This is a genomic window from Bacteroidia bacterium (assembly GCA_016218155.1).
Classification (GTDB): domain Bacteria; phylum Bacteroidota; class Bacteroidia; order Bacteroidales; family GWA2-32-17; genus GWA2-32-17.
On sequence record JACREQ010000059.1, the window covers coordinates 152,883 to 168,324 of the forward strand.

The 15,442-nt window shown below is 31.2% G+C and carries 12 protein-coding genes; 4 read left to right on the forward strand and 8 right to left on the reverse strand.

The genetic code is table 11. The features are described from left to right. Position 1 precedes the first annotated feature (1 nt). From HY951_11450 to HY951_11460, 3 genes are all read left to right on the forward strand, one after another. Entirely contained in the window at positions 2–427 is a 426-nt protein-coding gene (locus HY951_11450) for a SufE family protein (protein ID MBI5540667.1), read from the forward strand. Positions 428–483: 56 nt separating this feature from the next. Continuing rightward, positions 484–795 carry a DUF59 domain-containing protein gene (locus HY951_11455; protein ID MBI5540668.1) on the forward strand — a complete coding sequence of 104 codons (312 nt, stop codon included), beginning with the start codon at positions 484–486 and terminating at the stop codon, positions 793–795. Positions 796–887: 92 nt separating this feature from the next. Continuing rightward, on the forward strand, positions 888–1,955 hold the full coding sequence (locus HY951_11460) for a T9SS type A sorting domain-containing protein (GenBank protein ID MBI5540669.1): 1,068 nt from the start codon (positions 888–890) through the stop codon (positions 1,953–1,955). A 163-nt stretch (positions 1,956–2,118) separates the two neighbouring features. Here HY951_11460 and mqnC read toward each other — a convergent pair whose 3' ends face one another. After that, positions 2,119–3,201 (reverse strand): dehypoxanthine futalosine cyclase, encoded by a 1,083-nt coding sequence (gene mqnC / locus HY951_11465; protein ID MBI5540670.1) that lies wholly within the window; start codon positions 3,199–3,201, stop codon positions 2,119–2,121. A gap of 86 nt (positions 3,202–3,287) precedes the next feature. Beyond that, positions 3,288–3,638 (reverse strand): single-stranded DNA-binding protein, encoded by a 351-nt coding sequence (gene ssb / locus HY951_11470; GenBank protein ID MBI5540671.1) that lies wholly within the window; start codon positions 3,636–3,638, stop codon positions 3,288–3,290. A gap of 245 nt (positions 3,639–3,883) precedes the next feature. Between ssb and HY951_11475 the strand changes: the two genes are divergently transcribed. Next, positions 3,884–5,758 (forward strand): von Willebrand factor type A domain-containing protein, encoded by a 1,875-nt coding sequence (locus tag HY951_11475; GenBank protein MBI5540672.1) that lies wholly within the window; start codon positions 3,884–3,886, stop codon positions 5,756–5,758. Between the two features lie 71 nt (positions 5,759–5,829). Here the strand turns inward: HY951_11475 and HY951_11480 are convergent, their stop codons facing one another. The 6 genes from HY951_11480 to HY951_11505 all read right to left on the reverse strand — a co-directional run bounded on the left by HY951_11480 (position 5,830) and on the right by HY951_11505 (position 15,423). Continuing rightward, positions 5,830–6,924 carry a glycosyltransferase family 4 protein gene (locus HY951_11480; GenBank protein ID MBI5540673.1) on the reverse strand — a complete coding sequence of 365 codons (1,095 nt, stop codon included), beginning with the start codon at positions 6,922–6,924 and terminating at the stop codon, positions 5,830–5,832. A gap of 37 nt (positions 6,925–6,961) precedes the next feature. Beyond that, on the reverse strand, positions 6,962–7,549 hold the full coding sequence (locus HY951_11485) for a non-canonical purine NTP diphosphatase (protein MBI5540674.1): 588 nt from the start codon (positions 7,547–7,549) through the stop codon (positions 6,962–6,964). A gap of 2 nt (positions 7,550–7,551) precedes the next feature. After that, positions 7,552–13,104: a PKD domain-containing protein gene (locus tag HY951_11490; GenBank protein ID MBI5540675.1), complete on the reverse strand. Its 5,553-nt coding sequence runs from the start codon at positions 13,102–13,104 to the stop codon at positions 7,552–7,554. Between the two features lie 103 nt (positions 13,105–13,207). Continuing rightward, the gene (locus HY951_11495) at positions 13,208–13,825 is read right to left on the reverse strand and encodes a hypothetical protein (protein ID MBI5540676.1); all 618 of its coding nucleotides are present in this window, start codon (positions 13,823–13,825) and stop codon (positions 13,208–13,210) included. Further along, positions 13,815–14,744, reverse strand: a complete 930-nt coding sequence (locus HY951_11500; protein MBI5540677.1) for a glycosyltransferase family 2 protein — start codon at positions 14,742–14,744, stop codon at positions 13,815–13,817. Before HY951_11500 ends, HY951_11495 begins: the two co-directional genes overlap by 11 nt. Further along, positions 14,734–15,423, reverse strand: a complete 690-nt coding sequence (locus HY951_11505) for a WbqC family protein (protein ID MBI5540678.1) — start codon at positions 15,421–15,423, stop codon at positions 14,734–14,736. Before HY951_11505 ends, HY951_11500 begins: the two co-directional genes overlap by 11 nt. Between the last annotated feature and the right edge of the window lie 19 nt (positions 15,424–15,442).

Below are 15,442 nucleotides of genomic sequence, written 5' to 3' on the forward strand. Positions count from 1 at the left end.
AATGACTATTGATCAGGTTCAGGAACAGATTGTTGAAGAGTTTTCGGTTTATGCCGACTGGATGGAAAAGTATACTTATTTAATTGAGCTCAGTAAAGATTTAACCGAGTTTAAAGAAGAATACCGGTCAAGCAAAAATTTAATAAAAGGTTGTCAATCACAAGTATGGCTACAAGATGAGTTTGTTGATGGAAAAATAAAGTTTTATGCCGATAGCGATGCAATAATTACAAAAGGGATGATTGCCCTGCTAGTCAGGCTATTATCTAACCGCACACCGGATGAAATTGCAAATGCAGATCTTTGGTTTATTGATAAAATTGGCTTAACAACTCATCTTTCGCCAACACGCTCAAACGGATTACTTTCAATGGTTAAGCAAATGAAAATGTACGCACTTGCTTATAAAACAAAATATAATTTGTAAAAACACAGAACAATTTTTTAACAAAGAACTTCAAACAATAAACTGTATTTAACATCATGGACACATTCACATTAGAAAGCAAAGTAGTTGAAACACTTAAAACTATTTTTGATCCCGAGATTCCTGTAAATATTTATGAGCTTGGTTTAATTTACGAAGTAATTGCAGAAAATGATGGTAAGGTTAATATTAAAATGACTTTAACTTCGCCCAATTGCCCTATGGTTGACGATATGCTAAATGAAATTAACGAGAAAGTAAAAGCAACTGAAGGAGTTAGCGATTTGGTTTTAAATATAGTATTTGATCCGCCTTGGAATAAAAACATGATGAGCGACGCTGCCTTACTCGATTTAGGTCTTTTATAAATCATTAATTTTCTAATTTATTAACCTAAAAATAATTATTGACATTAATAAATGTTATACCTTTGCAACAAATTAACTTTAAAAAAAATTATATGAAAAAACTTTACACTTCTTTCTTTTTATTGGCTTTTTTAGGAATTAGCCAATTATCATTTGGTCAGTTTTATGATGGTTTTGCTGGAACAGGAAATATTGGCGGAAATTGCACAACAGTTGGAGCAACAGCAGATTGCGCTAGCAATGGCTGGCTAACTCATAGTGGTACAGTAGGCACAATTGACATTGTTTCTGGAAGTTTGTCATATACTGGCTTACAAGCATCTACCGGTGGAAAAATTCACTTAACTGGAACAGCTGCACTAACCCGTGATGTTAATGCTGTAGCTACAGTTACTGGTAATGTTGCATACTATTCTGCATTAATTAATGTTGTTGATTCAACAGATTTATCTATAACTGGATATGATTACTTTTTAGGATTAGCAGCTTCAGCTGGCAACGCTAGTGTAACAGCATTTGGTGGTAGACTTGGTATTAAAGCAGTTAATACAAACAAAGCTAACTTCAGACTTGGTATTTTAAATACTTCTGGTGGTACTACCGGTACTTCATTCACTGATTGTGGAATTGATTTAAATTATGGAACTACTTATTTAGTTGTTGTAAAATACGACAAAAGTACTGTTCCTACAACTGCTTCACTGTGGATAAACCCAACAACACTTGGTGGTGCAGACCCAGCTGGTTCTGTTACAAATAACGTTGGTACAAGTACTTTTGCAACTTTTGCTGCCGTTTTTATTAGAAACGGATACTCTTCAACTATTTTAGGAGGTACACCTAATGTAGATATTGATGAAATCCGTGTTGGTTCAACATTTGCAAGTGTTACTCCATTATCAACAGGAATTAACGAAGTTTCTGATATTAGCGTTATGAATGTTTATCCAAATCCTGCAACAAACATGGTAACAATAGCAGCAAAAGAAGCTATTTCTAATGTTAGCATTTATGATTTTCAGGGAAGACTAGTTCAGCAATACGATTTTAATAATTCAACAGAAGTTAAATTAAACGTTTCTGAACTTTCTAACGGAATTTATAGCATTGTTGCAAATAGCGTAAAAGGTAATTCTTTTAGCACAAAACTTGTAAAATAATAACAACATTTATTATAAAATTTATGCCCGGCTTTGCCGGGCATTTTTTTTGTTTAAAACAAGACACGAACTTTTTTACTTCCGAAGGAAGTAATTGCACGAATAAAAAAAGAAAAACGTCCTAGCTTACAATTAGAATGTTTACAGACCTCAACAATTATACTTAAACAAATTCGTACTTCTGATTTCTTTGTTTTGGAATAAAACCCGCTGTTTCAATTAATTTTTTCATTCCCATAGCATTTAACGAATAATTTGCACCTGCTGAAGAAACAACATTTTCTTCTATCATTATTGAACCAAGATCATTAGCACCACCATGTAAAGCCAGCTGAGCCGTGTTTTTTCCAACAGTTAACCACGATGCCTGAATATTTGGAACATTTGGCAACATAATTCTGCTAATTGTTAACATTCGTAAATATTCGGTATTTGATACAGGTGCAATTTGTTTTTCTTGTCCAAGTTTTGTGTCGGTAAGCTGAACAGGCCAGGGAATAAATGCATTAAAACCAGGAACATTTTTTGGTTTTTCGCTTTGAACATCGCGGATATAAATTAAATGTTGAATTCTTTCTTCTATAGTTTCAATGTGTCCAAACATCATAGTTGCTGAAGTATAAAGCCCCATTTTATGTGCAACACGCATAACATCCAGCCAGTCTTCAACAGAACATTTACCTTTAGAAAGTTCAGTGCGGACTCTGTTACTCAATATTTCGGCACCGGCTCCGGGCAAACTATCAAGTCCTGATTTTATAAGTACTTCAAGAATTTCTTTAAAACTTTGATTTTCCTTTTTTGCAAGATAAGCAACTTCTGGTGGACCGAGTGCATGAAGTTTTAGTTTTGGAAATTCGTTTTTTAAAGTTTTAAATAAATCAACATAAAAACTAAGTCCTAATTTGGGGTTCATCCCTCCTTGTAAAAGAAGTTGGTCACCGCCCAATTCAAAAAGTTCCAGAATTTTTTTTCTGTATTCTTCAATAGTGGTTGTGTAAGAATCATCATTATTTGCTTTTCTGCAAAAATTACAGAAAGAACATTGTACAAAACAAACATTTGAAATATTTACGTTTCTGTCAATTTGCCAGGTAACAATATTATTTGGATGCAGTTTCTGTCTTATTTCATTTGCAGCATAAAGTAAATCGGCAAGTGGCGCAGTTTTGTAAAGCTCAACACCTTCTTCAAGTGAAATAAATTCGGACTTATTATATTTATTAAGAATATCTTGAGTAGTCATTAATTAAAAAAAAATTAGAATGTAAGTTAAAAAAAAAAGCCTTTCCAGATTTATCGGAAAGGCTTTTAGAAAAGATTGAAATAAATTTACTCTGCTTTTACTGTTTCAGCAGCTATTATTTCATAAGTAACAGCAACTATTTCGGTGATAAAGCGCTTTTTTCCTTCTTTATCTGTAAAAGTGCGATTTGCAAGTTTACCGGTTAGCGAAACTCTGCTACCTTTTTTAATTTCGTTACTAGCTGCATCTGCAAGTTTATTCCACATTACAACATTATGCCATGTTGTATCACGCACCCATTGACCTTCACGGTCTTTATGGTTTGTGCTTGTTGCAAGCGAAAATTTTAATACTTTATTACCATTTGGTAATGTTTTTACTTCAGGATTTAATCCGATAAATCCGCTAAGTTCTACTTTGTTAATCATTTTTTCCATGACGTTTTAAAATTTAATTGTTTATGAATTTGAATTTTGTTTGATGCAAAGATATGGTCGTAAAAAATCCAGATTCGGCTGTTAATCAGGTATATTCGCTTATATTCGAATGTAAACGTTTAAAAACGGATATGTAATTAAATGTCAAATAAATAAAAAAGTTTAAAATTTTATTTATGGAAAAAAATATTTAGTAGCATCTCAAAACCAAAATCAAATTTTAATAAACTTTAAAAATTAAAGCTATGAAAACAACATTTTTATTAATTATGCTACTTACAGGATTATGGATTAGTCCAGTAACAGCTCCGATACCTGATTCAATTTCAGGTTTTGTAACAGATGCAAACACCGGTAAAGCAATAGATAATGCAACCGTATCGCTTTACAGAGACGGTAACTTTGTAACCTCGGTAAAAACTGGAACAAGTGGTGCATATGTTTTTTCGAAATTAATTCCAGCAAAGTATTTAATTAAAGCAACAAAGAATGGTTATAGTAATTGGACTGGTAAAACTTTGGAATTAAAAAAGGGAGAGTTTAAGTCTGTCTCAATTTCATTATCTCAAATTGTTGAAGTACTTGTTGATGAATTACAGCAAGAGCAGGTGATGGATAAAAAAAATTGTAATGTGGGTGCTGCAATGAAAACAAAATGTGCAGAATCTCAGGCATATTTTGCTTCACCTGCTTCATACGATATGATAGAAGTTGAACATAATACCGAAGAATATGATAAAATTAATGAAAATGCATTTAAAGAAGCCCTTTCAAACCCATTATCAACTTTTTCAGCAGATGTAGATAAGGCATCTTATTCTAATGTAAGAAGATTTTTAAATCAAAATCAAATGCCATATAAAGATGCAGTTAGAGTTGAAGAAATGATTAATTATTTTGAATATAATTATCCACAGCCAACTAATGGTGATCCTTTTTCAATTAATATGGAAATTGGAAAATGTCCATGGAACGAAAAACATGATATTGTTATGGTAGGTTTACAAGGTGAAAATATTGCAGCTACAAAAATTCCAGCTAGCAATCTGGTTTTCTTAATTGATGTTTCTGGTTCAATGGGTGATGTAAATAAACTGCCACTTTTAAAACAAGCATTTAAAATTCTTGTAAGTAATTTAAGAGATGAAGACAAAGTTGCAATGGTTGTTTATGCAGGTGCAGCAGGTTGTGTACTTGAGTCAACAGCCGGGAATAAAAAAGAAACAATTAACGCAGCATTAGAGCAGTTAAGCTCTGGCGGAAGTACAGCTGGTGGAGCGGGTATTCAGTTAGCATATAAAATTGCAAAAGAAAATTATATTGTTGGTGGCAACAATCGAGTAATATTGGCTACAGATGGTGACTTTAACGTTGGTGCAAGTAGTGATGGTGAGATGACCAGACTTATTGAAGAAAAAAGAAAAGGTGGCGTTTTTATCAGCATACTTGGTTTTGGAATGGGCAATTATAAAGATTCTAAAATGGAAAAAATTGCAGATGCTGGAAATGGTAATTACTATTACATCGATAATATTATGGAAGCAAAAAAGGTGTTTGGAAAAGAATTATGGGGAACGCTTTATACAATTGCAAAAGATGTAAAAATTCAAGTAGAATTTAATCCTTCAAAAGTGAAGGCTTACAGACTAATTGGTTATGAAAACAGATTGTTAAATAAAGAAGATTTTAACGATGACACTAAAGATGCTGGTGAAATAGGTTGCGGTCATACAGTTACTGCACTTTATGAAATTATTCCTGCAGATTCAGATGAGTCGGTTAATATTACAGACCCATTAGAATATCAACAAACAAAAGTTGTAAAATCAGGCGATATTATGACTGTTAAACTTCGTTACAAAAAACCAGATGAAGATGTTTCTAAGTTAATTGTAAATAAAATAAAAGAAAGTGACAGGAAAGTAGTTAACACAAATAACTTTACATTTGCTTGTGCTGTTTCTGAATTTGGTATGCTTTTAAGAGAATCGGAATTTAAGGCAAATTCTTCATTTGCTTCAGTACTTGCTTTAGCAAAGGTTTCTAAAGGTGAAGACAAAGAAGGTTACAGATCAGAGTTTATGAAATTGGTTGAGACAGCGGAATTATTGAAAAAATAAAAAATGCCACAAATGCTCGAAAACACAAAATTTCACAAAAACATGATTTAATGAAAAGCGTAGCTTAAAACCTACGCTTTTTTTATTTCCAATAAATTTAAGAAATACTGAACGTATTTATCTTTAAATGAGTTTACGCTATAATTTTCTTCAACAGTTTTTTGTCCGGCTTTACCTAATGAAATACGTAAGTTTTCGTTTTCAATTAAAAGTGTAAGTTTTTCAATCCATTCTTCATCTGTTGAGGCAAGAAAACCGTTTTCTCCATCTTTAATAATTTCGGAATTTACACCAACAGGAGACATAATTGTTGGAATTTCTAATGCCATATACTGCAAGCCTTTAAAGCCACACTTCCCTTTTGACCATTCATCATCAGGTAATGGCATTATTCCGATATCAATTTCGGAAAGATCTTCAATTTCTTTTTCTGACGACCATTGAGTTGCTTCAATATTTAGCTCAGGTAATCGATATGGGAAATTTACAATTACTTTGAAGTAAACTTTTTCGCCAAAAATTGCTTTAATCTTTTTTAGTGCTGGCACAATTGTTTCGAAATGCTTTAATGTTGTTGATGTGCCTGTCCAACCTATGCAAATACTTGATTTTTGTTGTATTTTAATAGTTCTTTTATGATAATCGGTATCAATAGTGGTTGGCATAATCTCAATTCTGGGGTTGAATAATTTTGCATAATTTGCGAGATATGTATTGCCAGCTAAAACAAGATCTGCAATTTTTATTATCGATGCAGTTTTAGAAGGTTTTTTAAGCCAATCCAGATTAGCATTTCCTTCAGATGTGTCATTTAACCATATTGCATCATCAAAATCAAAAATAATCAGAGCTTTTCTTGATTGTAATAGTCGTTCAAAAAAAGTAGTTCCAAGCATAAATGCTTCTCTGTAAATAAATACTATATCAAACTTCTTCGCTTTTCTGATATCTGTGAGTCTTTTATAAAAACTCTTGACTAATATCCATGCTTTGTGAGGATATTTGCCTTTAGAATAGAAAATATTATCATCTTTTTCAGAAATAATATTTGAATATTGTATTTCAAAACCTCTTTCCTGTAAAACATTTAAGTATTGTTCGCAACGAAATCTCTGCCCTGGAGAGCGGTTTATTCTATGTGGAACAATATATAATATGCGAGGCATTTTATTTTGCAGATATTTTTTGCAAAATAATTAAATATTATGGTATTAAATTGTCTTTTTTAAGGAAATCTGCAAGCTTGTGTATTGCGTTTGCTCTATGGCTTATTTTATTTTTCTCGTTAATAGGCATTTCTGCAAATGTATTGTTATATCCGTCAGGAACAAATATTGGGTCGTAACCAAATCCGATGCTTCCTCTTTTCTCCTTAATAATAATTCCTTTAACTATACCTTCAAAAAGAAATTCTTTGCCATTTATTATTAATGCAATAACAGTTCTGAATTGTGCTTTGCGATTAGTTTTATTCTTAATATTTAATAATAGTTTTGCTATGTTATTTTCAGAATTATTTGTATGACCTGCGTATCTTGCCGAATAAACTCCAGGTTCTCCGTTTAATGCTTCAACTTCAAGTCCAGTATCATCGGCAAAGCAATTTACACCAAGTTTTGAAAAAATATACCTCGCTTTTTCAAGTGCATTCCCTTCTAAAGTATTTTGATCTTCCGGAATATCGCCAGTAAATCCGGCTTCTGATAATGTGATTAGTTGAAATTCTTTGCCAATAATAAATTGAATTTCTGATAATTTATGCTGGTTGTTAGAAGCAAATACTAATTGCATTTTTAATATTTAATAAATTCAGTTGTGTTCTCACCTTCTGGTGTTTTTAGTGTTAGTGTGTATTTTCCTTTTGCAAAATCCATAACGCTAATTGTAAGTCTGTTAAAACCTATGCTTAGTTGTGCATGATTTGAATAAACCATACGACCTTCTTTATCAAAAATATCTAATTTAGAATCTCCGGGTATGGTTATATTTAAATCCAGATTTATTTCTGTAGAAGAAGGATTAGGATAAAGATTTAATATAACATTACTTAAAACAATAGTTTTGCACGCTTCATTATTTGTAAGATCTTTATCAATAATACTTTGAGAAAGACTACCTTTTACACAAACATATTTCTGTGGGAATGTCTCATTATAAGGCAGCAGTGAAGTAAAATAATAATCAAGGATTTCGCCGGAGAAAATAGTATCCTGATAAATTTCAACAATAGGAGTATTTTTATCTGAGCTAAGAGTAAGTATTGGTTTTATTATTGGCATAGTTCCAACATTTGCAATTATTGTGTGAATTGTTAAATAACCTGAATTATTAGTATAATCGACACTTAAAATTGCCAGATCGAAGATATTTGGAACAACCTTTATTGATCTAGAAGTAGAGTCGATACAGCCATGAGAATTTTCTGATTTAAGCCAAACGATGTAATTTCCTGTATCGTTAAACACATGAACAGGTGAGTTTATCTGACTTGTTTGCCCATCGCCAAAACTCCAATAACTGAGATCATTTGAATTATTTGTAAAATTTACTAGTAATGGAGGAGCACCTAAATCTGGTAAACTTAAAAAGCCCGGTACAGGAAGTGGAAATACTTTAATTATTTTTGAAACCTGATCAATACAGTCAACAGTTGAGGTGACTGTTAAATTAACTATATAATTACCTGTGTCGCTATAGTTCACTAAATTATTTTGTTGATTTGAGTGTGTATTGTTACCAAAATCCCATTGCCACTTATAAATGCTATCGTTTAACACAGATGAAGTATCTGTAAATTGAAGAGGTAGCCCAAAACAAGTGCTATCACCAACAAATCCTGCAACTGGTGGTGCAGAAACAGAAATTAAATTAGTTATGGTGTCTTCGCAACCGTTTAATGACTTTATTATTAAGCTAACAGGGTATTGCCCAACTGCTGAATAAATATGTTGTGGATTTTGTTGTAATGATGTACTGGCATCGCCAAAATCCCAATTCCATTTAATAATTGGGAAAATATTAAGAGTTTCAGTTAAATCAAAAAACCAGGTTGCTGAACCCGTACATGCCGGTGAAAAATCAAAATTTGCTGTTGGTGCATATTTAATCTCAATATTTTTTGTGATAGTATCTGTGCATCCTTCATTACTTGTAGCAATAAGTTGTACCTGATAAAAGCCAATATCAGAAAAAGTGTGTTGTGGGTTTAGTAGAATTGAATAATTGCTATCCCCAAAACTCCAGTTCATGTTTGATAAAGAACCCTGAGAAATCAAACTTAAGTTTGTGAAATAACTTGTTCCTCCCATACAAGTACCGGAAACACTATAATCTGCCAATGGATTAGGGTGAATTGTTATGTTTTTTGAAATGGTATTTGAACAATTACTGTCAGTTGTTACAGTTAGTATAACTTGATAATTACCAATGCCATTAAAAATATTTGATGTGTTTTGTGTTATTGTTGTGTCATTATTAATAATCCATTGCCAGGCATTAATATTACTACCATCTAGTGTTTGCGAGGTGTCGGTAAATATTGTTTGATCATTCAAACAAGTATTTGTATAATAGAATCCAGGTAATGGTGCGGTTCCTTGTATGTTTACGTAAACTGTATCAGTCGCAGTACAGCCTCTGTTATTTGTTACCAAAACCCAGTAATTGCCTGTTGAATTAACAATTAAATTGGAATTTGTAGAATTGTCATTCCATAGATAATTTGTTGTTTGATTTGCACCTGACTGTAAAGAAATAGAATTTCCAGAACAGACAGAAATTGTATCAGGTCCAAGAGTAGCAGTTAAAGGGAAAAAATCGATATTTACAAAAAAAGAATCTATATTGCTACAACCAAGTGAATCGGTTATTTGCACCCAATAATTGCCTGAGTCTGAAACAGTAATTAATGAATCTGTTGTAAGGTCAGACCAGTTAAAAGTAAAAAGATGAGATAAATTACTGTTAAATGTTGCTAAAGAATTAAAACAAATTGTAGTATCGCTAAATCCATTAAAAGGCATAAATATTTTTATGGTATCCACAGAAGTTGCTCCAAAAACATCAGTAACGGTTACAGAGTATTGTCCTGGTTTGGTGACCGTTATTTTAGAAAGAGTGTCACCAGAAATAAGGTTTGTTGTGCTCCAATTATATTTAACATATCTGTTTATTGCATCAATAGTCACAGGGCAAAAATTTGTTGACTGTATATCTGGACCAAGGTTAACAGGAGGTGCATATTTGTCATGAATATATTTTTCAACTTGTTTTCGCTCATTATTTGGAAGTGCCCTATTATATAAAATAATTTCTGCTATTTCTCCATTTAAATAACTAAATCCCTGACTATATCCAATAATATAGTTATCATTAATAAATGCGCTATTTAATAATGGAACAGTAGATTCATTGCTTAAAATTTCGTTAATATATAATTGAGTTTTAATATTTATGATTTTAACACCTTCTAATATTTTGAATGGGAAACCTGTGCTGGGAAGCGATAATGGAGTTGTCCAAAAATAATCGCCATTATTATATAAACTTAAATTTTGATCAGAAATTCTTCTATTGAACCAAAAACCGTTAGTCCAGTTGCTAATGTTAAAAAAACCAGCTTCATTACCTCCCTGTGAATAACCTTTGGCTACAATAAATATAGATAAAGAAGTATCATTTATTCCATTAATTAATGTTCCGTTAAATAAGTCATTATTACCATCAAATCTAATAATTGGATGATTATTTAATAATGAGTCATTATTTACAAATAATGGTTGTTGGTCTGAAATTACCTGTGTTGAATTATAGTTATTTCCACTTTTATCATACCAAGTATGCACGGTGTTACTATTTAACTCAACGGAATCAGCAGAAAGCCAAATAACATTATCCTGCAGATTGTTTGGGAGGAAGTAATTAAAACTATTTATTGAAGAAATAACAGAATCGTTACAAATATTATAGGCAATTACTCTCCAGTAATATTGACCTACAGAAGATAATATAGTATGAAAATTATTGAATTGAATATTTGAAAATGTTGAAACGTTGTTTAAAAAAGTGTTGTCTGTAGAATATTGTAATGTATATAAACTTGCATTATTTGAATTATTCCAGATAAAATCAATTGATTGATCTGATAAAATAAGCCCATTAGTTGGTGAACAAAGTTCAAAATAAGAAGGATGTATTGAATTACTAACAACGTTTATAACATGAATTACCGTATCCGAACAACTTTTCTGAGTTTGAATAATAAGTGCAACAGAATAAGAACCTGAAGATAAATAAATATGTTGTGAGTTTTTGGAAGTAGAATGCGGTGTAGAATCGCCAAAATTCCAATCCCATGAAATGATAGTATCTCCCATTGGGACTGTACTTTGATCAAAAAAAGAAAATTCATTTCCAACACAAGCAGTTGAAATATTGAACGCACTAGTCGGCGCTTCTGGTATTGTTATTTGCTTTGTTCTGGAATTACTACAGCTACCTACACTTACTTCAAGTGTTACATTATAAACACCACCAGAAGTATATAAATGAGCAGGATTTTGTGAAGAGGATGTTTGACTATCTCCAAAATTCCAATTCCATGAACTACCAACTGGAGTTGAAAGATTAGTGAATTGAATAGTTTCGTTTGAACAACTGGCACTATTTGCAAAATCAATTACAGGAGCTGTTCCTAAAATATTAACCCAAATAGTATCCTTTGCTACGCAACCATTACTATTTGTTACAGTAATATAATAAAAGTCAGAAATACTATTTACGGCAATGTTTGGAATGGTTTCTCCTGTTGACCAGTAATAAGAAAGTCCAGAGGGAAGAGGTGCTGGAGCAACTAATCCTATTAAATTAGAAGAACAAAGATTAGTATCGTTTCCTAAAGATGCGATTATTGGAAAAGAATCTTCGGTTACCTGAATTGTATTAGAAACTTTCGAACAACTGCCTGTTGTTACTGATACCCAATATGAATTTGGTGTGTTTATATTAATTGATGAAGTAGTTTCTCCGGTTGACCAGAGATAGGTAAAACCAGAGCCAAGATTAGAAGAAATCTGAACAGAACTATTTGAACAAAACATTGTATCATTAAGTTCAACTGAGGGATATTTAATATATATCGAATCAGATGATTGAATGCCAAAAATATTTGTGACGGTAATTGTATAAGTACCTGACGTATTTACCGAAATAGATTCTGTGGTTTCTCCTGTACTCCAGAGATATGATACAAATCTATTTCCTGCATGAATAATTGTATCACATAAACTTGATGTAACATCAATGTCAAAACCTAAGTTTACTGGCGGCGCATATTTATCAAATAAATATTTATTGGCAAGATTAAATAAACTATCATTTAGCAATTGATTATAAACAATTATTTCGGGAATATTTCCATGATAATATTGAAATCCGGGAGCATATCCAATATTGTAGTTTGCATTTGTAAAAGTGGAACTAATTTGAGGTGAAGTGGATTGACCTGCAAGAGTGTTATTTATAAATAACTTAACAAATGAATTTATTAACTTTTCTGATCCAAGAACTTTATAGTTAAAGCCTAATTCGTTTAAGGTACTGGGCGAAGTATAAAAATAATTTCCATTTGTTGAGTATAATAATGAACTTGTACCGTTTGTCCATCTTTCAAACCAGAAGCCACTTCCGAAATTATTAATACAAAATATTCCTGCATTAGCATTTAATGGCTCAGGTTCTCCAGAGCAAACTGTTAATATTGTATTTGAACTAATATCAATATTATTAATAATAGTTCCGTTTAGAAAAGAATTTAACCCATCAAAAAATACAGTTGGCATACCATTTATAGAATCATCAGATGGGTAATAAAATGGGGCATTTGCACTAACCAACTGAACAGCATCGTTATTGTTGCCAGATAGATCGTGCCATTCTGAAACTTTACCTAATGTTTCAACAATACCAGTATCTGCACTAAGCCAGAGAGAAAGTTGGGGAATACATTTTGGATTAAAAAGTATGAAAGTATTAAAATTTGACCAATTTGAGTATTGTGTTATTTTTTTCCCTCTAACTCTCCAAAAATATTTTTCACAACTTGTAAATGAACTAAAAGTTTTTTCGGTTAAACCAGTTGAGTCTGTTAATAAAACCGAATTAAAGCTAGAGTCGTTTGAAATTTGTATAACATAATAAAGAATATTTGCCTCTTTATTCCAGTTAAAATTAATAGAATTAGTGTCAATAACAATGTTGTTTAAAGGACTAACAAGTGAAATATTTTGCGAATAAACATTTTGCCAACAGAGAAAAATACTAATTATTGAGATTATAAGTAGTTTCATATTTATCAAAAATATAAAATATAAATTATATTTTCAATTTAAATTTAAACAAAGTTAGTTCCTTTTTGCCTGACATACAATTAATTTTAAACTTTAGAATTGTTTAAACTATAATTTTTGCTGGATTACCTATTACTTTAGAATTGTTATTAATATTAGAAATAATATTTGATGCCGCGCCAATAACATTCTTGTTACCAATACTTATGGAATCAATTATAGTGCAATTTGAACCAAAAAAGTTACCACAGCCAATCTTAACAAATCCACTTATAACAACACCCGGTGAGATATAATTTGCTCTACCACATACAGTATCATGAGAAATTATACAACCTAAATTTAATAGATTATTTGATTCGATAATTACATTTTTATCGATTATACAACCGGGGTAAACAACTGTACCCGGATAAATTATTGCAGAACTATCAACAATAGCTGTTGGGTGAATAATTGTAGCAAAAGGAATTTGTTCTTTAAGACTAAGAAAAATGGAATCTTTTAATTCTAAATGTTTGTAGCCAATACCAATTATTATTTCATCAAATGATTTTTTATAATGTTTTTCAATTTCTTTAGTAGTACCAATAATATTGGAGCCCTTATTAAAGTCATCAAAAAATCCCACAAATTCATACTTCCCAGATTGATCAGCCAAATTCTTAAGTTGCAAACCCAACTGCTGAGAACCAATAATTGCGAGTCTTTTACTTTTCATGTTTAATCAAGTAATTTGGTTTTTTTGTCGACTTTTGGTTAATTCGTTGTAAATATTCACCTAAAATACCCATCCCTAGCAAAGTTATTCCAAATCCAAGACTCAATAATATATTTAAAGTTGCAAAACCGGGTAAAAGATCATCAAATAATATTTTTCTTAAAAGAATGTATACCGAATATATAACTGCAGAAAACGAAAGTATTGTTCCTAAGTAAAATAATATTTTATACGGAAGATTTGAAAACGTTACAAATACATTAATAGAGTGTGTAATTAATTTGCTAAAGTTATATGAGCTTTTGCCCGAAATACGGCGAGAATGACTTACGTTAACATGCTCAAAATCTGAAGTAATCCATGTAAGATAGCCATCTAAAAAAGTATAAGAATTTTGCATCCCAATTGTAGCTTTTGCAATGTCTTTCTTTAAAAGTCTGAAAGGAGAATAGAATGAATAAAGCCCAGGTATGCCTTTTAAAATAATATATCTAAAAATCTTCGAAAGAAGTTTTCTTATAAATGTTTGTTCGTTTTCTTTATACCAGCCATAAACAACATCAGCATCAGTATCCAGTTCTTTGATAATTAATTTAATTATGTCAGCTGGATCATGCTGTAAGTCTTCGTCTAAAGTAATAATGTAGTTGCCGGATGTATATTCAAAACCACAAATAATAGCATTATGTTGACCATAATTTCTGGTTAATTGAATTGCTTTAATAATAGTTGGATTCTGATTCTTTAAATTGCAAATAACTTCCCACGAATTATCAATTCCCCTATCGTGTACAAAAATTATTTCAAAAGTTTTATTTATTGAAATAAAAGCAGCTTCTATTTTATTAAAAAGTTCCTTAATTGTAAATTCTCCCGAATATACTGGTACAACTATAGAATAATCATAATTATCCTTCATAACATTTTAAATATTTTTTTGAATCAGATCCACAGTTTAAAAGAAGATCGATAATTGACACATTTGGGTCAAACGGAGGAAATTGCTGTGGATATTCTTTATAATTGGAATAATCCATCCATTTTATTTTAATCCCTGCTTGTTCAAATTTATTAAAATCAATATAATCTTTTGCACTTGGACCAGAAATATATTCGGTTGCTCCAACTTTTAGCAGCAATTCTACAAGTCTTTCGTTTTTGTCTCCGCTAATTGAAAAATCGTTACTTCTAAAAAATCTGCAATTAAAACCTAAATATTCGGTAGAAATTTTTTCAATTAAATATTGGTTAAGCTCGGATAAATGAGACCATTGTTTTTCAATATATATGTATTTCAAAAAGTCCTTAAGGTAATCAAAATGTTTCGCCCTTGCATAATTTTGCGTAATTGACTGATAATGTTTTTTTTGCCAATTATTATTTAAAATTTCAACTTCGTATATAAGACGTTTAATATTGTCGCCGCAAGGCACGGTTAACCATAATTTGCCATTACTAGTTTTAACCATATTTCTGTTTCTCCAGTCATTCTTAGTGTATTGCACATCGTCATAAAAGACAAAAATATCTGACATACCAATAATATCAAAATAACCTCTCCAGGGTAAATAATTTGATTGAATGACTGAAACTACCATATTATTGCAAAGATAATGT

Bases quoted from the DNA above. Each gene is read 5' to 3' on its own strand.
- HY951_11480 (MBI5540673.1), bottom strand. From the start codon at position 6,924: ATGCCTCGCATATTATATATTGTTCCACATAGAATAAACCGCTCTCCA.
- HY951_11495 (MBI5540676.1), bottom strand. From the start codon at position 13,825: ATGAAAAGTAAAAGACTCGCAATTATTGGTTCTCAGCAGTTGGGTTTG.
- ssb (MBI5540671.1), bottom strand. From the start codon at position 3,638: ATGGAAAAAATGATTAACAAAGTAGAACTTAGCGGATTTATCGGATTA.
- mqnC (MBI5540670.1), bottom strand. From the start codon at position 3,201: ATGACTACTCAAGATATTCTTAATAAATATAATAAGTCCGAATTTATT.
- HY951_11455 (MBI5540668.1), top strand. From the start codon at position 484: ATGGACACATTCACATTAGAAAGCAAAGTAGTTGAAACACTTAAAACT.
- HY951_11460 (MBI5540669.1), top strand. From the start codon at position 888: ATGAAAAAACTTTACACTTCTTTCTTTTTATTGGCTTTTTTAGGAATT.
- HY951_11490 (MBI5540675.1), bottom strand. From the start codon at position 13,104: ATGAAACTACTTATAATCTCAATAATTAGTATTTTTCTCTGTTGGCAA.
- HY951_11475 (MBI5540672.1), top strand. From the start codon at position 3,884: ATGAAAACAACATTTTTATTAATTATGCTACTTACAGGATTATGGATT.
- HY951_11500 (MBI5540677.1), bottom strand. From the start codon at position 14,744: ATGAAGGATAATTATGATTATTCTATAGTTGTACCAGTATATTCGGGA.
- HY951_11450 (MBI5540667.1), top strand. From the start codon at position 2: ATGACTATTGATCAGGTTCAGGAACAGATTGTTGAAGAGTTTTCGGTT.
- HY951_11505 (MBI5540678.1), bottom strand. From the start codon at position 15,423: ATGGTAGTTTCAGTCATTCAATCAAATTATTTACCCTGGAGAGGTTAT.
- HY951_11485 (MBI5540674.1), bottom strand. From the start codon at position 7,549: ATGCAATTAGTATTTGCTTCTAACAACCAGCATAAATTATCAGAAATT.